Raw genomic sequence first — 23,936 nt, forward strand, 5'->3', positions numbered from 1 at the left:
CAATCTCTATATGCATATTTCTATACATACTGACTAGTTTGGTCGCCTAACTCACGACTAAAGTCACGAGTGTGCGGCTCCCATTTAATCAAAAATTCTACTTCACTTGATGGTCTTTTCCAATTTTCTGTTGAAAACGCATACACTGTAAGGTACTTTATATTAATGGCTGATGCAGTTTTTACAATTTTGTGCAAAACATCAACGCCCTTTTTGTGTCCAGCAGTACGCGGCAATCCTCTTTTTTTGGCCCAGCGTCCATTGCCGTCCATAATTATTGCCACATGCTGCGGCAATAATTCAGGCTGGAGATTTGTATCAACCGTTTTAGCCTCATTATTTTCATTTTTATAAAAAAATTTTTTCCACATAAGATAAACCTCTTTGGCTTTGTAATACGAAACAGACCCCTCTCTTAAAACTTAAAGAGAAGAGGGGCCTGTATTCATCAAGGAGCTTCGATAGCTGAAACAGGGCAGCCTGCTTGGCATGCACCACATTCTACGCAAGTAGCTTCATCAATTTCATAATGGGTTTCACCTTCAGAAATTGCGCCTACTGGACAAGTAGAAGCACATGCACCGCAAGAAATACAGTCATCATTAATTTTATATGCCATAATTTACACCTCCTTCCCCATTTTTGCAGCAGCTATAAGCTGCAGCTCTCCAGTTTCAAGATATTTCTCTCGTATTACATATAGGATATTGGAATCCACCGCAAAATAACCTTTATCTGGTGGAATTGTGTAATCAATAACAAATTTAATTTTCTTTTGCTGCAAGTCAATAACAGCATCTGTCAGAAGCTGTCCTACATATTTCATTACTCAAACTTCCATTATTTCTTTTTCTTTTATTACTCTGATATTATTTACTTCTTCGACGTATTTATCAACTAGTTTTTGCATATCATCCTGTGCTTTTTTAGCTTCATCTTCAGTAATTTCTTTGCCTTTTTCTAATTTTTTAATACCATCATTAGCATCACGGCGAATATTTCTCAAAGCTACTTTTGATTCTTCAGCTTTCTTATTTACAGTTTTTACCAAATCAGCACGACGTTCCTTGGTAAGCTGGGGAATAGCGAGGCGAACTACTGTACCATCTGAGTTAGGACTGAGTTCTATCTCAGATTTCATAATAGCCTTTTCAATTTCATGCAGCATCGTTTTTTCCCAAGGAGCTATAACCAGCATACGCGGTTCAGGCACGGAAATATTGGCCACCTGGTTTATTGGTGTAGGATTACCATAGTAATCAACCATTACCTTATCCAATAATGCTGGTGTAGCACGACCAGCACGCAGACTTGCAAATTCTCTTTTTAAAGCTTCTATAGCTTTTTTCATACGGTCTTCATTAGCAGTGAATACTTCTTTTACCATTTTATTTACGACCTCCAACAATAGTGCCTATAGATTCACCCAATGCTGCTTTTAAAATATTACCTGGTTCATCAATATTAAATACGATAAGCGGTATTTTATTATCCATACATAAACTGGTAGCAGTTGCATCCATAACAGCCAGTCCACGCTGTAATACTTCCAGATATTCTAAAGTATCAAATTTTTGTGCATTGGCATTAGTATTAGGATCACAATCATATACTCCATCAGTATTTTTCTTAGCCATTAAAATAACGTCGGCCTCAATTTCAGCTGCTCGAAGTGCCGCTGTTGTATCTGTGGAAAAATATGGATTACCAGTACCCGCAGCAAAAATAACTACACGGCTTTTTTCTAAATGACGAACAGCACGGCGTCTAATATATGGCTCTGCCACCTGACGCATTTCAATGGCTGTCTGCACGCGTGTATCTACCTCAATTTTTTCCAAAGCATCCTGCATAGCCAAAGAATTCATAATTGTTGCCAGCATCCCCATATAATCAGCAGTCGTTCTATCCATGCCTTTAGCACTGCCTGCCAAACCACGCCAAATATTGCCGCCGCCAACTACAATTGCTACTTCTATTCCTTGATGATAAATATCTTTTATCTGTTTAGCAATAGATTCTACAACTTCTGGATTAATACCAAATCCCTGTTCTCCTGCCAAAGCTTCGCCGCTTAATTTTAGTACCACACGTTTATATTTCTTTACCGTCACCGACATATCCTCCGTCTAATATTTAATTGTGAATTCAGCACTTTTATTTAATATCTATTTTGTGTTAATTGAAATTATATTCCTAAATATTTTTATAGTAGTGAAAGGCTCCCCTTTAGGGGAGCTGGCAGCAACGCTGTCTGAGGGGTTTCAAGTTTTAACCCTTCCGACTTGACTTCGTCAAGCCACCTTCCCTAAAGGGACGGCTTTTAAAACCATACATTCTTGTAAATTAATCCCTTACAAATTCATACATTTGTCTTAAAAAAGAGAACACAATATTTGTGTTCTCTTTAAATTTTTTAATTACTTATTAACCTTTAACTGCAGCCATTACTTCTGCAGCAAAATCGTCTTCTTTTTTCTCAATGCCTTCGCCAACTTCATAACGTACAAAACGACGAATAGAGATGTTTTCACCGATTTTAGCAATTTTAGCTTTTACTAAATCAGAAATAGTCTGTTCTGGATCTTTAATATAAGCCTGATCTAATAAGCATACTTCTTTATAGTATTTTTCGATACGGCCTTCAACCATTCTTTCCACGATTTTTTCAGGTTTGCCTTCAGCCAAAGCCTGTTCGCGCAATACTTTACGTTCGTGGTCAAGATCAGCTGCTTCAACTTCTTCACGACGCACGCATTTAGGATTAGCTGCTGCAATCTGCATAGCGATATCACGTGCAAATTCTTTAAAGTCATCAGTTCCAGCAACGAAATCTGTTTCACAGTTTACTTCAACTAAAACACCAATACGACCATTACCATGAATATAAGATGTAACTACACCTTCAGCAGCAACACGACCAGCTTTTTTAGCTGCGGATGCCAACCCTTTTTCACGTAAAAAATCTACCGCTTTGTCTTTGTCACCGTCACACTCAGCTAATGCTTTTTTACAGTCCATCATACCTGCACCTGTTTGTTCACGCAATTCTTTTACCATTGCTGCAGTAATATTTGCCATTAAGAAATCCTCCTACAAAAAAAGAGGGTAAAGGGATAATATTCCCCTTACCCCCTCTGATATTTTAATTTTATTTTTAATTAAGCTTCTTCAGTTGTTTCAGCTTGAACTTCTTCAGCTTCTTCGCCGCCCTGACGACCTTCAAGTACTGCATCAGCGATACAGCCAGTTAAAAGTTTTACAGCACGAATAGCATCGTCATTACCAGGAATAACATAGTCTATTTCGTCTGGGTCGCAGTTGGTATCAACTATACCAACGATAGGAATATTAAGTTTTTTAGCTTCAGCAACAGCAATACGTTCTTTACGTGGATCGATTACAAATAAAGCACCTGGTAATCTGTCCATTTCTTTAATACCGCCGAGAGCTTTTTCTAATTTGTCTTTTTCACGACGAAGCATCTGTACTTCTTTTTTAGTAAGAACTTCAAATGTACCGTCTTCTTCCATAGCTTCAAGTTCTTTCAAACGATTGATGCTTTTTCTGATGGTACCAAAGTTGGTCATCATACCGCCAAGCCATCTTTCGTTTACGTAATACATACCAGCTTTTTCAGCTTGTTCTTTTACGGATTCCTGAGCTTGTTTTTTAGTACCTACGAATAAAACTGTTTTGCCTTCTTCAGCAATAGAACGAACGAAGTTATAAGCTTCATCAATTTTTCTTACAGTTTTCTGTAAGTCGATAATATAGATACCATTTCTTTCAGTGAAAATGTACTTAGCCATTTTCGGGTTCCAGCGTCTGGTCTGATGACCAAAATGTACGCCTGCTTCTAATAATTGTTTCATGGATATAACTGCCATGATGGTGCACCTCCTGTTTTTTTATTCCTCCACGCATCTTAACTCGCCGCTTTACCCTTACGGGAACAGTACAGCATCAATACGTGTGCGTTTTCTACACCGCTGTATATTATATCATAAAAAAAATACGCTAGCAACTTATTTTTTTGCAAAAATAAAAGCAGCCCCCGCGTTTGCGAGAGCTGCCAAATTACACTCCATCAGAGCATAATCCTTATCTTCGATACTTCTAAAATTTAGGATCAGAACCAGAAGTCAACTTCACCATAAACTTTGCTAAAGTCAGCATCATTGTTAGCATAATCAGCAGAAAGATTTTTACCATCATAATAACGAATAGTTGCTACAATGTTTTCAGCTACTGTATAGTTAGCACCGATTTCCCAGCCTTTGGTACCACGAGTAGCAGCATCATAGGTAGGAACAATAGTAGCATATTCACCAAGATAGCGATATGCTGTATAAGCGCCCCAAGAACCAGGTTTAGTCATATCTGCACCTTTGTATGCTAAAGTAATATCATAAGCCTTACTTTGGTCATCGCCTGCATAACCAGCAACATCATCCATATCAGATTTAGCATAAATTCCATATAATTTTACATTTTTATCAAATGCATAACCTAAACCAGCTGCCCAAATACCAGTATTATCATCATTAGACATTGATTTACCATCAAATGTTTTTGCAAATGCACCAGCATTATTAGCATCAATATTTCTTAATGTATAATAACCAAGTAAGCCGCTTAATTTACTATTTTTAGGAGCAATTCCTGCTTCCAATGATAAGTAATCGCCAGTGCCATCAAAAGCCTCTGTCTTGCCAATATTGGAATCAGAATCAAAGTCATAACGACCAGCAACAGCTTTTACATAAGAATTGCCTTCTTTATCGCCAACATGCCATTTGAACTGAGCACCGCTAATGTTATCATCCATGATTAAACCAGAACCAAATACATCATCACTGTAGGTATCAAGTTTACCTAATTTAGCATCAGCACCGAATAATGGGCCTTCAGCATAAATTTTATCAACTGTTGTATCTGATTTATCACTATCTCCGTTATTAGTGCTACCACCATTATTAGCAGAAGATGCATTGCTGAAATATTGGATACGAGCGTTAACAGTCCAGCCGGAATTACCGACGAACATTTTTGGTTCTAAACGCAATCTGTAAGTGTTGGTATCTGCTCTATCACTTGTAGTTGCACGAGTTGCACCACTTTTATATTCTGGAGATTTAATACCAGAATATATATAGGACATTCTGCCGCCCCATTTAACGTTATCGGATTTCTTTTCGAGATCGGATACGCGAACGCCGAGGTTATCGAGTTCTTCGGAGAATTCAGCAGCTAATTTGTCAACTAAAGCTTTATCAGCTTTGTCCATGTCGGTTTTGGTCATAGCTTTTGCTACGATCTGAGCCATTTCATAACGGGTCATGGTATTTTGACCTTTGTAAGTGCCATCGGTATAACCATTGATGATACCGTCAGAAGCTAATTTTGATACAGCGTCATATGCCCAGCTGTCAGCTGGTACATCGCTGAAAGGATTAGCTGCAGCAAAAGTTGTGCTAGCAGCACCGATTACTAAAGCGCCAGTAATCATTGATACGAGAGTTTTCTTTGTCATGAGAAAATTCCTCCTATATAAAATGTTTTTTATTTGGTCAAAACATCAGGAGAAAATCTTGTATGAGTATCCATGTTTCCTCAACATCTTTCCACCATCTGTTTTAAACCTTTGATTATACTATCATAAATAATAATAAAAAGCAAGTATCTTTCAGATTTATTTCAGAAAAATCATATTTATCCCAATGTGCCTCTACATTTAAACTAGTAAATTTTTATAATGTTTTTATCGCTATTTTAAAAAAACTTTTTCTCTGTATCTTATCTTTTGATTTGTTAGAAATATTATGCAATTGCTATCTTAAAAATACATTTTTTAACAGCTGTTTTTTCTGTAATTTTTACAGCTGTACGATGAACATCCTGTGGATAGCAGACAAGAAAATCGCCTATTTCCTGCAAATAAATACTGCCTTGTTTATTTCCTTCCAGTGTCAGAAAATCTTTTTCTTCATCATAGGGATTTTGCTGCATATTATGCAAGAAAGTAATATCAATCTGTTCTTCACCCTTTAGCAGTACATGTACGTCAAGATATTTACGATGAGCTTCCCAAAATCTTTCTTCCTGTATTTGTGTAGTATATTCATCGATATTGACGAATATGCGGCGACCGTCTATTTCGTAAGACCCCGCTTTTTTATTTGCTAAATCATTTTCCTGAAAATATTTAAAACATTTCATTATATCTGCTGATAAATTAAAATTTTCCAGGTGATTGCAATTACCAAAAATCATTTTTTCCTCCATTAACCCTTCCGTCATTGCTTCGCAATGCCACCTTCCCTGCAGGGACGGCTATTAAAAACCATGTAATAACTAATATGATTTTCTAAACAATAGCTATAGCATTTGATATCTACTTAAATCATTGTATTGTATGATTTAGGCTCCCCTGTATACTATAATTCTTTGTGCTTTAGCGCTTAAAAATATAGTAAGCAACGCAGAGATACAGTACACACAGTACAAGTGACGGTTTTTCACTCAAATATTACTGTTCTACTTAATATATAGTTTTAATACTCCTATTTATACTGTTAGCATTGTGCTAGTTGAATTTTAGCTACCTGAAAGGCTCCCCTATAGGGGAGCTGGCAGCATAGCTGCCTGAGGGGTTAACCCTTCCGACTTGACTTCGTCAAGCCACCTTCCCTACAGGGACGGCTATTAAACCATGTAATAACTAATATGATTTTCTAAACAATAGCTATAGCATTCGATATCTACTTAAATCATTGTATTGCATGATTTAGGCTCCCCTGCATACTATATGCGGAGCTGGCAGCTTAGCCGTCTGAGGGGTTATTCTTAAAATCTATATCTTAATTAATCATTATAAACCATTAACTGATATTTAGCGCCAGTATCAAGCTGCTCGGCTGTCATATTATAAACAGCATCAATAAGATAATTTCTAAAGGATGCATTGCCGTCTAAATCTGTCATGCGGTTTGCGGCAATTTCACCGGCTATGCCCATGCTGCAAAAGGCTGCCAGCACTGCTGTAAATATATCTTGCTGATTAGCCGCTGCATAAGCTGTAGTTAATGCTGACAGCATACAACCACTGCCGGTTATTTTGCTCATTAAGGAATGTCCGTTGCTTACGGCAGCCGCCTGGTCTTTATCGGCAATTATATCTATTTCCCCGCTAATGGCAACAATAGTCTGCAATTTTCCGGCAAGCTGGCTGGCAATCTTCATATATTCAAATAAATTATCCTCTGTTACTCTATCAGCGGCGTTGGCATCTACACCATGTATTATTCCCTGACCTGTGCTTAATATTTTTATTTCTGAAATATTACCGCGCAATACAGTAATAGGTAGTTTATCCAATATTTTTTTTGCTGTTGCTGTCCGCATAGCTGATGCTCCTGCACCTACCGGATCTAAAAGTATTGGATGCTGCAGCTGTGCAGCTTTTTCTCCGGCTGACAGCATTGAATCAATAGTTCTTTCATTTAATGTGCCAATATTGATATTAAGACCATTGCAGATAGCTGTTATTTCTGCGGCCTCGTTTTTATCATCGGCCATAATTGGGGAAGCTCCGCAGGCCAGTAAAATATTGGCACAGTCATTTACCGTAACATAATTGGTAATATTATGAATAAGCGGAGCTTTTTTTCTTACTTCTTGTAAATATTGTCCCAGCAAATTAAACACCTCAATGTTTTTTATTATTACTTTTCTTTGACACAAAGAAAAGTAACCAAAAGAAATATTTCGCTAAAGTTCATATTCCTGCAAAAAATGTTTTTCCTGCGATAGATTTTAAAACTCACTTTGCTCAAACAGTTAAAATCTAGACATAGCAGTCAAAACATTTTTTTCTATGCCTAACGGCATACCGGAATATTCACTAGGCGAAAAACCATTCTAAATCTATAAACAATTTTTTATTCATATTATGCTAGTTGAAATTTAGGTTCCTAAAAAACGCTCTTATATACTATAGTCCTGTACACTTTAGCGCTTATGCACAGTTCTTTGCACTCCAGTGCTTAGAAATGTAGTAGGCAGAGCAGAGATACAGTACACACAGTACAAGGGACGGCTATTAAACCATATAATAACTAATATGATTTTCTAAGCAATAGCAAACATATAGCATTCGATATCTACTTAAATCATTGTATTGCATGGTCTAGGCTCCCATTTAGGGGAGCTGGCGGCAAAGCCGTCTGAGGGGTTAAAAATTTTCTACATTACAAAACTATGGTTATTATAACATATATTTTTAGCATTTTTTTTGCCAAGCTGATATAATAAAATTATTTATTATAGGAAAGACTAGGTATTATTATGGTTAATTTGGAAAAAATCACTACAGAACGACGTAATCCCGCTACTATGAATATTGACAATGAAGATACTTTATCTATCTGTAAGCTTATAAATAATGAAGATAAGAACGTGGCGCTGGCAATTGAAAAAATTCTGCCGCAGATAGCTATAGCTGTTGATAATATTGTGGACAAAATGAAAACTGGCGGACGACTATTTTATATTGGAGCAGGCACATCGGGACGACTTGGTGTGCTCGATGCCGCAGAATGCCCCCCCACCTACAGTGTTCCCCCTGAATTAATTCAGGGCCTTATTGCCGGCGGCAAAGAAGCAATGTTTCGAGCCCAGGAAGGCGCCGAAGACAATGAAAATCTAGCCGCTGCCGATTTAGCAGAAAAAAAGCTTACAGCTAACGACGTTGTTATTGGTATTGCTGCCAGTGGCAGAACCCCATATGTCATCGGCGGCCTAAAGTTTGCCAAAAAAAACAATGCCGCTACCATAAGCATTGCCTGTTCAGCCAAGGCTCCCATCAGTAATATTTCCGATATTGCACTGGAAGCTGTCACTGGAGCAGAAGTTATCACTGGCAGTACCCGTATGAAAGCAGGAACTGCCCAGAAACTTATTTTAAATATGCTCTCCACCGCTTCAATGATAAGACTCGGCAAAGTCTATCAAAATCTAATGGTCGATGTAAATGCCTCCAATGACAAACTATACGAACGTGCCTGCCGTATAGTTATGGAAGCAACTGATATTACCCATGAAAAAGCTGCAAAATTATTAAAAATTACAGGCGGCAAAGTAAAGCCAGCCATTATTATGCATTTAATGCATATTGATTTTACTGCCGCGCAAAAATTATTAAAAGACAATGATGGCTTTATTCGCAGAACCATTACCGCCAATAAATAATTCAGCCCTAAAAGGAGTATTATGCAAAAAACAATTGAAGAAATCCATGCCCTGCTTATAATTTATGGCATTACCAAAGTTTATAATTGCATGACAAGAATGCGGCTGCAGCTTACAAATACGGAAAATCTGCCGTTGGATGCTATAAAAAAGCTTAATTATGTGCTGGGCGTAAATTTAAGCGGCAGTGAATTACAAATAATTTTCGGCCCAGGCAAAGCAGCAACTGCTGCTAAAATCATGCAGACAATCTTATCCAACAACAGCAATAATCAATCTACTTCCTTCGATCCCCAAAGTTTTGGTCATGCTGATAATCTACATAATGCTATCCGTCAAAAAAATGCTACTTTTTTTAAACTTTTATTAAAAAGAATATCCCATATATTTCTGCCTTTAATTCCGGCCTTTATTGCCTGTGGTCTTATTACTGGTATTTTAAATATTATTTTAAAGCTAGACCCGGCTGTTACTGCCAGTCCTATTATAAAAATACTACAAATCGCTGGCAGCAGTGTTTTTTGGGGTATGAATATTTTTGTTGGTATAAACACAGCCAAGGAACTAGGTGCTTCAACTATGCTGGGCGGCACCATGGCTGCTATTATAACTCACCCGGCTTTAAGTACCATTGCTATACTGGGCATAAATCTTGCACCAGGACGCGGCGGCATAATCGCTGTTTTATTGGTAGTTGCTTTTTCCAGTTGGCTCGAACATAAACTGCATAAATTAGTGCCGCAAATGCTTGATTTATTTTTAACACCTCTATTGGTTATCTTAATATCTACTTTGCCCGCTTTATTTATATTACAGCCTATCGGTGGTTTTATTTCTGATGCTATTGGTCAAATCGTCACTAATGCCATCGATGCCGGTGGTTTTCTAACCGGCTTTGTCCTCGGCGGAACATTTTTGCCGTTAGTACTAACAGGACTGCATCAAGGACTTACTCCTATCCATGCTGAACTACTGTCAAAATATGGTGTTACCATTTTACTGCCAATCTTAGCCATGGCTGGTGCCGGACAAGTTGGTGCATCACTGGCAGTATATGTAAAAACCAAAAATTCCCGCCTAAAAAAAACAATTATCTCGGCCTTACCTGTAGGTATTATGGGAATTGGTGAACCGCTTATCTATGGCGTAACTTTACCGCTGGGACGCCCATTTTTCACCGCCTGTTTTGGCGGAGCCTGCGGCGGTGCTATTCAGGCTTTTTATCATGTTGGCTCATCAGTTATGGGGATTTCCGGACTTCCTCTGGCTGCCGGCACTAATAATATACCTGCTTATATCATCGGTTTATTAATAGCTTATATTACCGGCTTTATCGCTACATACACAATTGGTTTCAATGACCCCGAATAACTCTTAAAGGATGGTTTTATGGAAAACGGTATCTCGCTTTATCCCGGACTGGGAAATTCATTTGAAGATAATTTAGTACTGCTGGAAACAGCAGCTTCTTATGGCATAAAAAGAATTTTTACTTCCTTTCACATTCCCGAAACAGATTTCAATAAATTCCAAAAGCAGTTTGACCAAATGATGAAAATAGTCTCAGAAAATAATATGGAAATAATAAGTGATATTTCCCCAGCCGCTTTGACTCTACTAGGGGCTAAGAAATTAAATCTCTCACTTTTTTGCATAAAAGGAATAAAACGTTTACGACTTGATTATGGTTACGACAGTAATATTATAAGTGAACTGAGCCATAACCATCATAAAATAAATTTACAGCTAAATGCTTCTACCATTACACCTGAGCTTTTAAATGATTTATATTTCAAAGATGCGGATTTTTCCCGCATTGATGCTCTTCATAATTTTTATCCTCGTCCCGGTACTGGTCTGTCTTTAGATTTTTTCCAAAACAAAACACAGATACTACACGAAAATTCTATAAAAGTAGGTGCCTTTATTCCTTGTCATCCCCATTGCCGTCCGCCACTAAAAAAAGGACTGCCAACTTTAGAAGATCATCGTACTATGGCTTTTAGCCTGGCTGCCCGCCATCTATGTGCTATGGATATTGATTCTATTTTTGTTGGTGACTGCCTGCCCACGGAAAAGCAGCTGCAATTATTAGCAACACTTGAAAGCAACACGGTTATTATTAAAGCTAAACTATTTACTAAAAACGAGCAAATAAAAACGTTATTGCAGCAAAAATTTACTTCACGCATCGATGAAGCCCGTGATGCCATACGGACACAGGAAAGCCGTAATATTTTTAAGGATATTTCTATTACTCCGGAAAATACCAGCGAACGCCGAGTAGGTATGATAACACTCGATAACGATGAATATTTGCGTTATAAGGGCGAACTGCAAATAATAAAAAATCTTCAAACTGCTGATGAAAAAGTAAATGTCATCGGTCAAATTTTATCTGACGAATTATTTTTAATGCAGTATATCACAGCCGGAAAATCTTTTATTTTGCAATTTGAAGATTAATTTATAGGCTGTGAAATGCCAGCTTACTATAACTTTGCTTTACAGGGCTTACGATTAGTTATATAATATAAGAGATAATTATTGTGCGGACTTTTTTATATTTTTTTATTCTATGATTAATTGCTGCATTTATCAGTTATATATAAGCTGATGGATAGCACCCATTCTCTAGAATAATTTTTCCTTAATGCCAGATAAACGGCGATTTTATCTGCTGCGGGAATTAAGTATAACGTATTTTAATAATAGCTAATAAAATTTAATATATATATTTCTTGGAGGTGCTATTTTTTGGCAAAAGAACTGCAAAAATTGCAGATTATTCCTTTAGGGGGATTGGGAGAAATCGGGAAAAACATGACGGTTATTCGTTATGGCGATGAGATAATTCTCATCGATGCCGGATTGATGTTCCCAGATGAGGATATGCCGGGAATTGATCTTGTTATCCCTGATATCTCTTATTTAATCGAAAATAAAGATTGTATTAAAGCCATTGTTTTAACACATGGTCACGAAGATCACATTGGGGCATTGCCTTATATTCTTCGTCAAATCAGTGTTCCTGTATATGGAACCCGTTTAACACTCGGTATTCTTGAAGGCCGTTTGAAGGAAAACAACGTAGATTCCAGTAATCTTCGCCCAGTATCGCATGGTGATATTATTAATGCCGGCTGTTTTAGCGTTGGCTTTATCCGTGTCAATCACAGCATCGCTGATGCCTGCGGTTTATCGATAAGAACTCCATTGGGCATGATAGTCCACACTGGTGACTTCAAATTTGACTATACACCAGTTGATGGTAAAATGACTGATTTTAGAGCATTTTCCAGTCTTGGCAACCGGGGTGTACTCGTCATGATGGCTGATAGTACTAATGCTGAAAGAGAAGGTCATACACCTAGTGAAAAAACAGTTGGTGTTGCCTTTGACAAATCCTTCCGTACAGCTCGTGAACGTGTTATCATCGCCACATTCTCATCCAATGTCCATCGTATTCAACAGGTTATCGATACGGCTGTAAAATATAAGCGCCGTGTTGCTGTACTAGGACGCAGCATGATAAATGTCGTCACTATTTCATTGAAATTAGGTTATTTAAATGCTCCTGAAGGAACCATTATCGATATTGATGAAATAAATAATTATCCACCTAATCAGGTTGTCATCATAACTACCGGCAGCCAAGGTGAACCAATGTCTGCACTTACCAGAATGTCTATGTCTGACCACAGAAAAGTAAACATTGTTCCTGGTGATACTATCATAATATCAGCAACGCCTATTCCTGGTAATGAAAAACTTGTATCGCGTACTATTGATAATTTATTAAAGCTTGGAGCTAATGTTATCTATGGTAAAGATCAGGGAATTCATGTATCTGGTCATGCTAGTCGTGAAGAATTAAAACTTATGCATAATCTAGTTCGTCCTAAATTCTTTATTCCTGTTCATGGTGAATATCGTCATCTGGTGAAACATTCACAGCTGGCACAGGAAATCGGTATGGATAAAAGCCGTATCTTTATCGGTGAAAACGGCAATATCTTAGAATTCACCCGTGAAAAAGGTGCTATTGTCGGTAAAGTACAATCCGGCCGAGTTCTTATTGACGGACTTGGTGTTGGTGATGTCGGTAATATTGTTTTACGCGATCGCCGTCAATTATCGCAGGATGGTATCATTATTGTTGTTATGACCATGGATAAGGGCAAAGCCTCATTTGTTTCTGGTCCCGATATTGTTTCACGCGGTTTTGTTTATGTACGTGAATCCGAAGAACTTATGAATGAATCCAAAGAGCGTGTAGCTGCCGCTCTTGATAAATGCTTAGAAAATAAAGTTACCGAATGGTCGGCTATCAAATCAAATGTACGGGAAAACCTTGGTCGTTTCTTATACGAACAAACCCGTCGCCGTCCAATGATTCTTCCTATTATAATGGAAGTTTAATTAATGATTGAAAGAACAATTTGTTTTACAAATTGTTCTTTTTTTATATAAAAATAGAGTGCCATTGATAATTTATCAATGACACTCTATTTTCGTATTGAGAAGTAATTTGGAGTTTATGGAAATCTACAATAAATTCTTATATCATGCAACAAATGACATAAGAGGGAAAATTACATTCCTAAGATGCCTGTCCAATATCCTAAGATACCAACAGCAAATAAACCAAATATTATCCAAATAGGATTAACTTTATTTTTCATTAATTTTATGCACATAAAAGTCAATAACAATGGAATAAGTCCAGGCATTAATTGATTTAAGATGGTTTGAACTGTGGTTACCGCAACTGTGCCATCTTGCTTATGAATTGTCGACACCACCAGCGGTACATTTACCGACGTCCATTTATTAACCAATGCGCCCATTACAAACAACCCTAAAATAGATGCACCTTCAGTTATTTTCTGTAAGGTATTGCCGGCTACATCAGATACAACATCGGTACCTTTAGTATAGCCATACTTAATACCATACCAACGAACAAATAAACGTACTAAATTGAATAATACAAAGAATAATATTGGCCCGAAGATGCTGCCGCCCATAGCAAAAGATGCCCCTAATGAAGCGGTTATCGGACGAAGTGTTCCCCAGAAAATAGGATCGCCGACACCAGCCAAAGGTCCCATCATACCTACTTTAATACCATTGATAACACCATCAGCAATTTCTTTACCATTGGCTTTTTGTTCTTCAAGAGCTGCAACTACACCAATAATCGGTGCTGTTACAAATGGCTGAGTATTGTAAAATTCAAGATGGCGTTTTAGCGCTTGTTTGCGTTCATCGCCTTCATATAATTTTTTGATAATTGGAATAACACCAAAACAAAATCCCAATGCCTGCATACGTTCCATGTTCCATGAGCCCTGGGCAAAGTTAGAACGGACAAAAGTCCAAAAAATATCGCTTTTACTTAATTTTTTCATTATATTTCTTCCTCCTTCAATAATTAGAATTAGTCATCAAGATCGTCATCTAAGTCATCGTCACTAGCTGCTACAGCTGCAGCAGGAGCTGCTGCCACTTTTTGATATTTCGGATTAAGCTGAATATAAAGTATAGCCAAAACAAGACCGATTACACCAAAAGCAACTAAGTTGAAATTAGTGAACGCAGCGATAACGAATCCCAGGAAGAAGAATGGCATTAAATAGCCAGCCTGCATCATATTTATAACCATCGCATACCCAACAACAACGATAAATCCACCGGCTACCTGCAAACCACCAGTGATTACCGGAGGGATAGCGTCAAGCATTGACTGCACAGCGCCTGTTCCTACATACATAGCAACAAGAAGTGTTGGCACAGCAACACGCAGAGCCTGAATTCCTAAAGCACCTAAATGACAGATATCAATCCCGCGTAAATTTCCTTCTTCAGCAAAACCATCCGCTTTATGCTGAAAAAATACGGTGATAGTACGGCAAAGAATTGTCAATACCTGACCAGCTGCTGCCAGCGGCATCGCAATCGCAATACCAGCACCAATGCTTTGGTGACCTGCAATTACCAAAATTGTTGAAATAGTTGAAGCTAAAGCCGCATCCGGTGCCATTGCTGCCCCGATATTCATCCAGCCTAAAGCTATCATTTCCAATGTACCACCAATAATAATACCAGTTGTCATATCGCCAAGAATTGCACCTACAAGCGTACAAGCGATAAGAGGACGATGTGTCTGAAATTCATCAAGAACACTCCCCATCCCTGCAATAGCTGAAACAATAAAAATTGCAATAAGTTGAACACTGCTAATTTCCATTATAATACCTCCTATATGTTTTTATATAATATAATAAATGACAAATTAGTTCTTAATATTAAAATTGTGTGACAAATAAATCAATTCAAACCGTTGCCACCAATGGGCAACGCCTGAATCATAATTTATATTATAATAATCACATTAGCTGTTTTATAAAATATAAATTACTTATTTAATAAATCCATGATATTTACTTTTTTATCAGTATCTACTTTGCGGCATTCTAATTCAATACCTTTTTCATGAAGCTTGTTAAACGCTGCTTCATCTTTGTCATCAACAGATATAGCACCACTTATCTGGCGTTTGCCTTCTTTAAAGCTCATACCACCGATATTAACACTTTTAATATCAACACCTGCTTCTACCATTTCTAAAACACTGGTAGGATTGGTGAATAACAGCAAACATTTATCTTTTTCGTATTTAGGATTATTATAAACACGAACAGCCTTCTCCACGCTTACAACACTTGATTTTATTCCTGGAGGAGCTACCTGTTTTAATAGGGTGGCACGAATATTATCAGCAGCTACATCATCATCGCATACGATAATACGTTCGCAGTTAGTAACCTTAGACCAAACGGTCGCAACCTGTCCATGGATAAGACGGTCATCAATACGAGCTAACACTATATTCATTATAAATCGTCTCCTTCGTCCTCTGCTTCAACAACAATTGTGCTTTTATGAAATTTTTGTACACCAGCAGCTGCTGCATCTTGTGCTTTTTCTACTGCTTCCAGTACATTGATATCTTCAGCAGCCATCATACGGTAGCTGATAACTTCTACCAGCATTGGCAAGCTTACACCTGTTACCACTGCACATTTTTCATCAACGGCAGCAATACGGCAGGCAGCATTATATGGACTGCCACCAAATAAATCATTTAAAATAATAACGCCATCTTCGGTGTTTAATTTGGCAATTGCTGCTTCATATTTGGCCTGTAAATCTTCCGGCCCTTCACCTGGAACCAATGTAACAGTTTCCAAATTATCTGGAGCACCACAAATCATTGCACAGGTCTTAACCAATTCTTCGGCTAAATGCCCATGTGTTCCGACAATAATTCCCAGCATTGTCAATCCCTCCTTTTATCTATTTTATATTGCAAATTGCATGCCAACTTTTGTGTGTCATAAAAAACTCCTTGTTATACAAGGAGTTTTTTATTAATAACACTATTTATATTTTTAATGACACACTATTTTTTAACACACTTATTTATTTTAGCTGCTATTAACTGACACACTTTTATTAAATAATATTCTGTGTCAATTAATCTTTTACTCTATCATCGAGGCAATATAACACAATTCATCATCATTAAGCTGCAGCTGCAATGTTTTTTTAAATATACCTGATGCCTTCTTTATCTTCTTTAGCTTGTCGTCATCAACTGTGCCACTTAGCTTACTATTATAAAGAATGCTGTTATGAGTCACCTCACGCTCTAATGCACAAGCCGTATGTACAACTATTTTAAGTTTTTGGGCATTGGTAAATTCTGTTATAAATATCTGCTCCAGTTCAACAGTGAAATTCAATAATAAAGTTACAACCTTATCTGGATTTAAATACAGCAGCATTTCTTCCAGAGCATCTGTACATAAATGACGCAATACCACATTATTGCTCTCATCACGCTTATATGATAAATTTCGCGACACGGGCAAATGACACAAAAGTGCATTATCTTTACCGGCTAATAATGTTTCTAAAGGTATAAACGGTGCAGCTATCTGAGGGTCAACAATACCAACCGATGCTATTATATTATATTTTTCTGATAATTTTTTTATGCTGTTTTGCATATCATATAGGCTTATCGGAAAAATTTTTATGTGGGTAATACCAGCATTTATCAATATATCCCTAATCATCTGCTTTAATTTTTCCGCTGTGCCTTCGCCGGAATTACAAATGGTTATTATTATATCAGTTTTAGCATCAGTATCATCAATGCTGTTATCATCATAGCCGCCAAAACCTCTAAGGGAATCACAAACTGCCGGCAAAGTTACCCCTGCCATATCAACCTTACGCATTGCTTCAAGCACCAATGGTGTTGTAACCATATTTATCGTCATAACTTTAATACCAAGCTTTTCTTCTATTAAAGGACCGAAATTGCATAACGACCCCATATCAGCCATCAATAAAACACCCTGACTGCAATTTATCTGGCGCAGCTTGATAATTATCTGCTCAAGCATTTCATTAGGACGGCATTCCAGCGGCATATCAAAAGGAATAAGTTCCACTTTAGTAGCACTAAACAGCTTATGCGCTACATCGCATACAGCACTAGCCGTATAATTACCATGCATAGCCACTGCAATAACAATCTTATCGGCAATATCTTCTTCTTTTAATGACTGCAGCAGCATAGCAAAATATTCTGTTTCTGATGCCGCTATATTTATATTGTAATGCTCCTCAATCATTTTTTTTATTTCCTGAGCAATAGAAAATTCTATCGTATCAGTATTAACCATTCCTGATAAAGAATTACGAAATTGTTTTTTTTCTTTTATTCTGGCAAACAGCGAACTTAAATGCAGCGCAAATGCATATAAAAATCTTTCTTTGGATACAAGCTTTACTTTTTCCGCTACTAAATCAGCAACCTGTTCCGTAAAATCAACCATATTAACATCAACTATTTTGAGCAGGCGCTCATGTACTGATAATGTAACATTTTGCTTTTGTTTAATATAAAAATCCTTTAAATAGGCATTTACATCAGCTATTATAACTTGCTGCACAACATCTTCGGATATACCTTCATTTTTTAACACTTTAACCTTATCTTCGACCATCTGGTATAGATTAAATTTATCATCCTCGGCTTCTTTAGGTATCATTTCTTTACTATTAGGTGTCGCATAAAATTCACTGCCAATGGTATCCGATATAGCTGCCATATCCTTACGTTTAGTACTCATGGATAATATTCCCGATTTTATCTGCTGGGGCAGCATTTGATAATTTATATCTATATATTCATTTTTTATATTAAGCAGCCCTTTGGCACACAGTAAACGAATATTTGATTCCAGCTGCCCGACATTACCCGGCCCAATACTGCCGATTAAGGCTTTAATAGCATCACCACTGACCCGCACTGTCCGTTTAATGCAATGTGCTTCTTTTAGAAATAACAATTTAGTTATTTCCAGTTTTTCTTCTATAGGCCTGTCCGCCAATGGCGGTATTTCAATAATATTAGGTATACGCCTTTTAAAAGTTCTCGTTAATACCGAATCGGGATCTTCTGTCGTAGCACATACTATTAATACTCTTGCTCTGCGTTCACGTTTTGTTTCGCCCAGTCTGTTAAATGTTCCTGTATCCATGAAATAAAAAATCATTTCCTGACCTTCCGGCGGCAGACGATGCACTTCATCTAAAAACAAAATTCCCTGGTCAGCCGACTCTATCAAGCCAACAGCATTAGTATCAGCGCCAGTAAAGGCTCCCCTTATATGTCCAAAAATATGTGAGATTAATAGTTGTGGATTATTATAATAATCCGCGCAGTTGAAAGTTATAAATGGAGCTTCCCGCTTAAAGCGCCCTGCTTCACAGCCATATTCAAACATCATATGGGCAAACAAGGTCTTACCAACACCAGTCTGCCCCAATATAAGCGTGTGGAGCCCATCAGGCGGATAAATAATAGCCGCTTTAGCCTGATCAATCTGTGCCTTTAGGCTGGCTCCGACAAATTTACAAAATGCTGTATCGGCGCCATTATTTTTTTCCAATGTTTGTTTTTTAATTTTCTGCACTGCACTGCTTGCCTGCTGTTTTGCTGCTAAATCATTTTTATAAAAATAGCGTACAGGCCTTCCCGCCAGCTTTATTATTTTACCCTGCCGATGCAGTTCATTGAGTTCACGGCTGACATTACTGCGCATAATATCAAGTTCCTGCGCTATCTGAACTGCCGTAGCACCATCTTTTATAGTAGTCTCATCATCACAAGTCTTTAAATATTCATATATACGCTCAATACGTTTCATAGTTTTAAACTCCAATGTTTTTATTAGCAAAGCTGATAAACACCTAGTATATATTTCTATTTTCTATATTATTATGCCTTTATTATCTTTCAACATAATTATTGACAATTCAATAATTATCAAGTACACTGGCAATTATCCTTTTGAACCTGCTAATATTCTTATATATATTATCGCAGATGAACTAAAGGTTTACAAGCAACTGGGAAATTGCTTTGTAATGTTTTACCACAATAAAATTATTGACAATTTAGCAAACTTCATTATTATTGTAAGAGAAGCTGTAAATTTTAAAAAAGAAGGTTCATGATGAACGAAGCAAGTACGCGCATTATATATATATTTATTGATCTCATATTACCACTTATTTTAGGTTATATACTGCATCAAAAAAAATGGATGAAGATTGAAACCTGCAATCTTTTACTGAAACTAAATATTCGTTTTATCGCTACGATTTTGGCCTGTGGCAGTTTCTGGCTCATGAAAATCGACAGTAATTTTTTTATCATACCCATATATGGCATTTTAGTGTGTTTAATTCCCGGTATTTTATCTTATCCTTTAGCTCGCCAATTAAATAAACCACGCTCGGAAGGAGCATTTTTACTAACAGGTTATCTATCAAATATTGGCACCTTAATTGGCTTATGCGGTTTTGTTCTTTATGGGGAAATAGGTTTTGCCTATGTCCAGTCAGTTGCAATATTCCAAAATTTATTTACTTTACTTGTCTGTATCCCCATGGCTGGCTATTATCAACAACTCGCCCAGGCACAATCCCAAACTATTCATTTCCGTCCCCAGTGGCGCAGTATTCTTGTCAGCTGGAATCAACTAGCACTTTTGGGCATGCTGCTTGGATTTTTTCTGTCTATCAACAATGTCCCTCGTCCAATTTTCTTTTCACCAATTTTTGATTCTTTTATCCACATCGGTGCCTGGATTGGTATGCTGCCAATTGGTTTTTTGATAAATTTTTCCGCTATCAAAATTTATTTGCGTAATAGTTTATATATGCTGCCAATAAAATTTATAATTTTACCGACAGTTACATATATACTATTTACCTTCCTAACAGATAATAAAATGCTGATAAATATTATGACTTTGATGGGAGCAGCACCAGCTGCCATTAATTCGATTGCTCTGTGCCAACTGTATAAATTAAATGTTAATATGGCCACAGCTATTTTCATGATAACAACAGCTGTATTCTTCCTCATTGTTTTTCCAGGATATTATTTATTTTTCTTCCAATAATTTTTTTAGTATTTAAAAACACATATGCAATAATTTTAATCTAACGGAGATGTTTATGCTAATAATAACAAAAAAATCCCTGCCACGAAAAACAAGGCTCAGCCCTTACCAGATATTGGTTTTAAGCTTTGCCTCAGTTATTTTGATAGGCACTATATTACTAATGCTGCCTATTACTTCAACTAATGGTCAGGGATTATCATTTGTGAATGCCCTTTTTACCTCTACTTCAGCCGTCTGTGTAACAGGACTTGCGGTTGTCGATACTGGACAGCATTTTTCTTATTTAGGTCAAACTATTCTTATTATTTTAATTCAAATTGGCGGCTTGGGTGTCATGACCATAACAATGATTATCGTCGTAATAACCGGCCGACAAATACGCCTAAAAAATCGTCTATTAATGCAGGAATCATTAAACTTACTGACTTTTGCTGGTGTTGTCCGTCTGATTATAAGTATCGTTATCGAAACTTTTATTATTGAATTTATCGGTGGCTCAATAATGGCCGTACGCTTTTACCATGATTTTGGTCTTAAGGGCATTTATTACGGCTATTGGCATGCCATATCGGCTTTTTGCAATGCCGGCTTTGATATTTTTGGTGATACACATATATACTACTATCTAAACTCACCGCTTATCACACTTACCTTATGCGCATTAATTATCATCGGCGGTATTGGTTTTGGTACTATCGAAGAACTAAAACAACGCTTTTGGTATAAAAACATAAAGACTTTATCACTGCATACCAAGGTTGTTGTATCCACTACTACAATCTTACTGTTAATTGGTACCTTTGCTATTTTTTTACTTGAATATAATAATGCTTCTACTATAGGTCAATTAAGCCCATTGAAAAAATTCATGGCTTCATTTTATTTAGCTGTCACGCCGCGTACAGCTGGCTTTACCTTGCTGAATATCGGTTCACTGGGCAATGCTACTTTATTTCTCTTGATTATTTTAATGTTTATCGGCGGCTCGCCTGGTTCTACCGCCGGCGGAATAAAAACAACCACTTTTGCCGTAATATTTTCTTCTATTTTAAGTATTATGCGTGGCAAAGATGATTTAATAATTTTTCAGCGCCGCTTGGAACCCGATCTTATCATGAAAGCATTGGCACTTTTCTTTGTTTCGTCAGCCTTTGTTGTAACAGCTACTATGTATCTTTGCATAACAGAAAATTTTTCTTTTATAAAAATTTTATTTGAAGTAGTTTCTGCTTTTGCTACTGTTGGCTTATCTATGGGAATTACGCCGGCCCTATCCGACAGCAGCAAAATTATTTTAATAATTATAATGCTGATAGGCCGTGTTGGTGCCTCAACCTTTACTTTGGCCTTGGCTTTAAAACAGAAAAAAAGCCGTGTTCATCCACCTTGCGGCAAAATAAGCATCGGGTAAAAAAACGAGGCTGACACACATATTTTATCATTGTGTGTCAGCCTCATTTTTTATTTAAGTTTTTCCAGTCCATTTATATTTTCATTGTCGCCCACAACAACTACTACGTCATTTTCGTGCATTACTTCTGATGGCAATGGCGATACTATAAGGTGCTCGCCTCGTTTTATTGCCACTACATTGATATTATATTTAGCACGGATATTTGATTCAACCAATGTTTTATTAATAAACGCCCTCGGTATTACTAATTCAGCAATACTAAATTCATCAGAAAGCTCAATATAATCCATTACATTTGTCGATGCTAAATTGTATGCTACCCTTTGAGCCATGTCACGCTCTGGAGCTACTACCCTGTCGGCACCAATTTTTTCCAAAACTTTTATCTGTAGTGGGCTGCGCGCCATTGAGACTATATATTTTACGCCGATTTCCTTTAATTGCAAAGTAGTCATTATATTAGCTTCAATATCTTCACCAATAGCCACAACAACCACATCGAAATTTAATATGCCTAATTCACGCAAAGCATTTTCATCAGTAGAATCAGCCTGTACTACATGCGTAAAAGCATTGCTGAAATCCTGTACCTTTTTCATATTTTTATCGATGGCCAAAACATCATAGCCCATCTTATAAAGTGACATTGCCATATTGGAGCCAAACCGACCTAAACCAATAACAGCAAACTGTTTTGTATCACTTTTGAGTTTCATTGCCAACACCTCATAAGTTTTCCCGTGTTAATTTTTATATCTATAACATGATAACTAAAAAACACATATAATGCAATAGTATCTTACCTCTTATAAAACTATTATGTTTTATCCGTCTATAATATGAATTTTTTCTAGCAGGAAGACCTTTTATATAAAACGAATGATATTAAATAAATAATTAATTATTTATTTTGATTAAGAAGGTATACTATGAAAAGAAAATATTTAATGTTATTCTCAAGTCTTACAATAATATTATTAGTAACGTTCGCATTCATTAATCTGTCTGTTAAAAAAAATAATATATTTACTGTTGCCTATCTCAATAGTGATAATAATGATTATTTCTGCAATTTAATAAGAATCAATTTTATCGACATAGCAAAACAAAATAACAATATTTCTGTAAAATACGCCGATGCCCAAAATGATATAACTAAACAAATAGATCAAGTTAATATGTTTATAGCTGCTAAGGTTAATGTAATTTGCATCAATCCCGTCAATCAAAAAATGATTCTTCCTGTAATTGAAAAGGCTGCAGCTGCCGGCATTAAAATTATTTCTATAAACAGATCTCTCAACAACGACAAAGTTATTTATGTAGGTTCTAAAGATTACGAAGCTGGACTTTTACAAGGGAACTACATGTATACGCATTTGCCGCAAAATGCCAAAATATTATATTTAAGCGGCCCCCCCTCACATGAAAGTGCTCGTGACCGCTGGCGTGGTTTTTATGATGCCTGCTTAAAAAAACGTCCTGATATAAAATTATTAGGCAACTTAAACGGCAATTATCTTAAAACTGATGGCATGCTAATTATGTCAGTATGGCTACAACTTTTCCCACACTTTGATTAAATGGGAGCCGCACACTCGTGACTTTAGTCGTGAGTTGGATAGGTTACAATTAACTAGACAACTTTTTTAAGGTCATGTAAAATAACATCAATAATAAAGGAGTTATAACATCATGACTAAAAAAAGACC

The 23,936-nt window shown here is 36.8% G+C and carries 23 protein-coding genes; 7 read left to right on the top strand and 16 right to left on the bottom strand.

Annotation, left to right across the window (positions count from 1 at the left end; genetic code table 11):
• Window positions 1–20: 20 nt before the first annotated feature.
• The 10 genes from HNR32_RS11605 to thiM form a co-directional block, all read right to left on the bottom strand.
• The gene (locus HNR32_RS11605; RefSeq protein WP_183862849.1) at window positions 21–371 is read right to left on the bottom strand and encodes an undecaprenyl diphosphate synthase family protein; all 351 of its coding nucleotides are present in this window, start codon (window positions 369–371) and stop codon (window positions 21–23) included.
• A gap of 77 nt (window positions 372–448) precedes the next feature.
• Complete coding sequence (fdxA, locus tag HNR32_RS11610) at window positions 449–619, bottom strand: 4Fe-4S ferredoxin (RefSeq protein ID WP_183862851.1); 171 nt, start codon at window positions 617–619, stop codon at window positions 449–451.
• 3 nt (window positions 620–622) lie between these two features.
• A complete protein-coding gene (locus HNR32_RS11615) occupies window positions 623–826 on the bottom strand; it encodes a hypothetical protein (protein WP_183862854.1) in 204 nt (67 codons plus the stop codon).
• A gap of 3 nt (window positions 827–829) precedes the next feature.
• Window positions 830–1,387 (bottom strand): ribosome recycling factor, encoded by a 558-nt coding sequence (gene frr, locus HNR32_RS11620; RefSeq protein WP_183862856.1) that lies wholly within the window; start codon window positions 1,385–1,387, stop codon window positions 830–832.
• Between the two features lies 1 nt (window position 1,388).
• Window positions 1,389–2,114 (bottom strand): UMP kinase, encoded by a 726-nt coding sequence (gene pyrH, locus HNR32_RS11625; protein ID WP_183862858.1) that lies wholly within the window; start codon window positions 2,112–2,114, stop codon window positions 1,389–1,391.
• A gap of 313 nt (window positions 2,115–2,427) precedes the next feature.
• On the bottom strand, window positions 2,428–3,081 hold the full coding sequence (gene tsf / locus HNR32_RS11630) for a translation elongation factor Ts (RefSeq protein ID WP_183862860.1): 654 nt from the start codon (window positions 3,079–3,081) through the stop codon (window positions 2,428–2,430).
• Window positions 3,082–3,161: 80 nt separating this feature from the next.
• The gene (gene rpsB, locus HNR32_RS11635; RefSeq protein ID WP_183862862.1) at window positions 3,162–3,890 is read right to left on the bottom strand and encodes a 30S ribosomal protein S2; all 729 of its coding nucleotides are present in this window, start codon (window positions 3,888–3,890) and stop codon (window positions 3,162–3,164) included.
• A 242-nt stretch (window positions 3,891–4,132) separates the two neighbouring features.
• Window positions 4,133–5,536 (bottom strand): putative porin, encoded by a 1,404-nt coding sequence (locus HNR32_RS11640; protein ID WP_183862864.1) that lies wholly within the window; start codon window positions 5,534–5,536, stop codon window positions 4,133–4,135.
• Between the two features lie 287 nt (window positions 5,537–5,823).
• Window positions 5,824–6,303 carry a NanQ anomerase/TabA/YiaL family protein gene (locus tag HNR32_RS11645; protein ID WP_231038098.1) on the bottom strand — a complete coding sequence of 160 codons (480 nt, stop codon included), beginning with the start codon at window positions 6,301–6,303 and terminating at the stop codon, window positions 5,824–5,826.
• 564 nt (window positions 6,304–6,867) lie between these two features.
• On the bottom strand, window positions 6,868–7,701 hold the full coding sequence (gene thiM / locus HNR32_RS11650; protein WP_183862866.1) for a hydroxyethylthiazole kinase: 834 nt from the start codon (window positions 7,699–7,701) through the stop codon (window positions 6,868–6,870).
• Window positions 7,702–8,349: 648 nt separating this feature from the next.
• On the opposite strand from thiM, the gene murQ reads away from it, so the two are divergent.
• The 4 genes from murQ to HNR32_RS11670 all read left to right on the top strand — a co-directional run bounded on the left by murQ (window position 8,350) and on the right by HNR32_RS11670 (window position 13,674).
• Entirely contained in the window at window positions 8,350–9,252 is a 903-nt protein-coding gene (gene murQ, locus HNR32_RS11655; protein WP_183862868.1) for an N-acetylmuramic acid 6-phosphate etherase, read from the top strand.
• A 21-nt stretch (window positions 9,253–9,273) separates the two neighbouring features.
• Entirely contained in the window at window positions 9,274–10,623 is a 1,350-nt protein-coding gene (locus HNR32_RS11660) for a PTS transporter subunit EIIC (RefSeq protein WP_183862870.1), read from the top strand.
• An 18-nt stretch (window positions 10,624–10,641) separates the two neighbouring features.
• Complete coding sequence (locus tag HNR32_RS11665; RefSeq protein ID WP_183862873.1) at window positions 10,642–11,718, top strand: DUF871 domain-containing protein; 1,077 nt, start codon at window positions 10,642–10,644, stop codon at window positions 11,716–11,718.
• A gap of 291 nt (window positions 11,719–12,009) precedes the next feature.
• On the top strand, window positions 12,010–13,674 hold the full coding sequence (locus tag HNR32_RS11670) for a ribonuclease J (protein ID WP_183862875.1): 1,665 nt from the start codon (window positions 12,010–12,012) through the stop codon (window positions 13,672–13,674).
• Between the two features lie 173 nt (window positions 13,675–13,847).
• Here the strand turns inward: HNR32_RS11670 and manZ are convergent, their stop codons facing one another.
• The 5 genes from manZ to HNR32_RS11695 all read right to left on the bottom strand — a co-directional run bounded on the left by manZ (window position 13,848) and on the right by HNR32_RS11695 (window position 19,544).
• The gene (manZ, locus tag HNR32_RS11675; protein ID WP_183862877.1) at window positions 13,848–14,666 is read right to left on the bottom strand and encodes a PTS mannose transporter subunit IID; all 819 of its coding nucleotides are present in this window, start codon (window positions 14,664–14,666) and stop codon (window positions 13,848–13,850) included.
• Window positions 14,667–14,695: 29 nt separating this feature from the next.
• Window positions 14,696–15,505, bottom strand: a complete 810-nt coding sequence (locus HNR32_RS11680) for a PTS mannose/fructose/sorbose transporter subunit IIC (RefSeq protein WP_183862879.1) — start codon at window positions 15,503–15,505, stop codon at window positions 14,696–14,698.
• Between the two features lie 167 nt (window positions 15,506–15,672).
• Window positions 15,673–16,152 carry a mannose/fructose/sorbose PTS transporter subunit IIB gene (locus tag HNR32_RS11685; protein WP_183862881.1) on the bottom strand — a complete coding sequence of 160 codons (480 nt, stop codon included), beginning with the start codon at window positions 16,150–16,152 and terminating at the stop codon, window positions 15,673–15,675.
• Entirely contained in the window at window positions 16,152–16,595 is a 444-nt protein-coding gene (locus HNR32_RS11690; protein ID WP_183862883.1) for a PTS sugar transporter subunit IIA, read from the bottom strand. The genes HNR32_RS11685 and HNR32_RS11690 overlap by 1 nt, the downstream gene beginning before the upstream one ends.
• A 207-nt stretch (window positions 16,596–16,802) precedes the next feature.
• On the bottom strand, window positions 16,803–19,544 hold the full coding sequence (locus HNR32_RS11695) for a sigma-54-dependent transcriptional regulator (RefSeq protein WP_183862885.1): 2,742 nt from the start codon (window positions 19,542–19,544) through the stop codon (window positions 16,803–16,805).
• A 309-nt stretch (window positions 19,545–19,853) separates the two neighbouring features.
• On the opposite strand from HNR32_RS11695, the gene HNR32_RS11700 reads away from it, so the two are divergent.
• Window positions 19,854–20,807, top strand: a complete 954-nt coding sequence (locus tag HNR32_RS11700) for an AEC family transporter (protein ID WP_183862887.1) — start codon at window positions 19,854–19,856, stop codon at window positions 20,805–20,807.
• A 55-nt stretch (window positions 20,808–20,862) separates the two neighbouring features.
• Window positions 20,863–22,221 carry a TrkH family potassium uptake protein gene (locus tag HNR32_RS11705; protein WP_183862889.1) on the top strand — a complete coding sequence of 453 codons (1,359 nt, stop codon included), beginning with the start codon at window positions 20,863–20,865 and terminating at the stop codon, window positions 22,219–22,221.
• 50 nt (window positions 22,222–22,271) lie between these two features.
• Here the strand turns inward: HNR32_RS11705 and HNR32_RS11710 are convergent, their stop codons facing one another.
• The gene (locus HNR32_RS11710) at window positions 22,272–22,940 is read right to left on the bottom strand and encodes a potassium channel family protein (protein ID WP_183862891.1); all 669 of its coding nucleotides are present in this window, start codon (window positions 22,938–22,940) and stop codon (window positions 22,272–22,274) included.
• 213 nt (window positions 22,941–23,153) lie between these two features.
• On the opposite strand from HNR32_RS11710, the gene HNR32_RS11715 reads away from it, so the two are divergent.
• On the top strand, window positions 23,154–23,807 hold the full coding sequence (locus tag HNR32_RS11715; RefSeq protein WP_183862893.1) for a sugar ABC transporter substrate-binding protein: 654 nt from the start codon (window positions 23,154–23,156) through the stop codon (window positions 23,805–23,807).
• The last annotated feature ends 129 nt before the right edge of the window (window positions 23,808–23,936 follow it).

Source organism: Pectinatus brassicae, assembly GCF_014201835.1.
Lineage (GTDB): Bacteria > Bacillota > Negativicutes > Selenomonadales > Selenomonadaceae > Pectinatus > Pectinatus brassicae.

Excerpts from the sequence above, each read along its gene's own strand:
- HNR32_RS11660 (WP_183862870.1), top strand. The coding sequence starts at position 9,274 with ATGCAAAAAACAATTGAAGAAATCCATGCCCTGCTTATAATTTATGGC.
- murQ (WP_183862868.1), top strand. The coding sequence starts at position 8,350 with ATGGTTAATTTGGAAAAAATCACTACAGAACGACGTAATCCCGCTACT.
- HNR32_RS11695 (WP_183862885.1), bottom strand. The coding sequence starts at position 19,544 with ATGAAACGTATTGAGCGTATATATGAATATTTAAAGACTTGTGATGAT.
- HNR32_RS11645 (WP_231038098.1), bottom strand. The coding sequence starts at position 6,303 with ATGACGGAAGGGTTAATGGAGGAAAAAATGATTTTTGGTAATTGCAAT.
- manZ (WP_183862877.1), bottom strand. The coding sequence starts at position 14,666 with ATGAAAAAATTAAGTAAAAGCGATATTTTTTGGACTTTTGTCCGTTCT.
- tsf (WP_183862860.1), bottom strand. The coding sequence starts at position 3,081 with ATGGCAAATATTACTGCAGCAATGGTAAAAGAATTGCGTGAACAAACA.
- HNR32_RS11700 (WP_183862887.1), top strand. The coding sequence starts at position 19,854 with ATGAACGAAGCAAGTACGCGCATTATATATATATTTATTGATCTCATA.
- HNR32_RS11710 (WP_183862891.1), bottom strand. The coding sequence starts at position 22,940 with ATGAAACTCAAAAGTGATACAAAACAGTTTGCTGTTATTGGTTTAGGT.
- fdxA (WP_183862851.1), bottom strand. The coding sequence starts at position 619 with ATGGCATATAAAATTAATGATGACTGTATTTCTTGCGGTGCATGTGCT.
- HNR32_RS11680 (WP_183862879.1), bottom strand. The coding sequence starts at position 15,505 with ATGGAAATTAGCAGTGTTCAACTTATTGCAATTTTTATTGTTTCAGCT.
- HNR32_RS11615 (WP_183862854.1), bottom strand. The coding sequence starts at position 826 with ATGAAATATGTAGGACAGCTTCTGACAGATGCTGTTATTGACTTGCAG.
- HNR32_RS11685 (WP_183862881.1), bottom strand. The coding sequence starts at position 16,152 with ATGAATATAGTGTTAGCTCGTATTGATGACCGTCTTATCCATGGACAG.
- HNR32_RS11715 (WP_183862893.1), top strand. The coding sequence starts at position 23,154 with ATGAAAAGAAAATATTTAATGTTATTCTCAAGTCTTACAATAATATTA.
- HNR32_RS11605 (WP_183862849.1), bottom strand. The coding sequence starts at position 371 with ATGTGGAAAAAATTTTTTTATAAAAATGAAAATAATGAGGCTAAAACG.
- frr (WP_183862856.1), bottom strand. The coding sequence starts at position 1,387 with ATGGTAAAAGAAGTATTCACTGCTAATGAAGACCGTATGAAAAAAGCT.
- HNR32_RS11665 (WP_183862873.1), top strand. The coding sequence starts at position 10,642 with ATGGAAAACGGTATCTCGCTTTATCCCGGACTGGGAAATTCATTTGAA.
- HNR32_RS11705 (WP_183862889.1), top strand. The coding sequence starts at position 20,863 with ATGCTAATAATAACAAAAAAATCCCTGCCACGAAAAACAAGGCTCAGC.
- rpsB (WP_183862862.1), bottom strand. The coding sequence starts at position 3,890 with ATGGCAGTTATATCCATGAAACAATTATTAGAAGCAGGCGTACATTTT.
- HNR32_RS11690 (WP_183862883.1), bottom strand. The coding sequence starts at position 16,595 with ATGCTGGGAATTATTGTCGGAACACATGGGCATTTAGCCGAAGAATTG.
- HNR32_RS11640 (WP_183862864.1), bottom strand. The coding sequence starts at position 5,536 with ATGACAAAGAAAACTCTCGTATCAATGATTACTGGCGCTTTAGTAATC.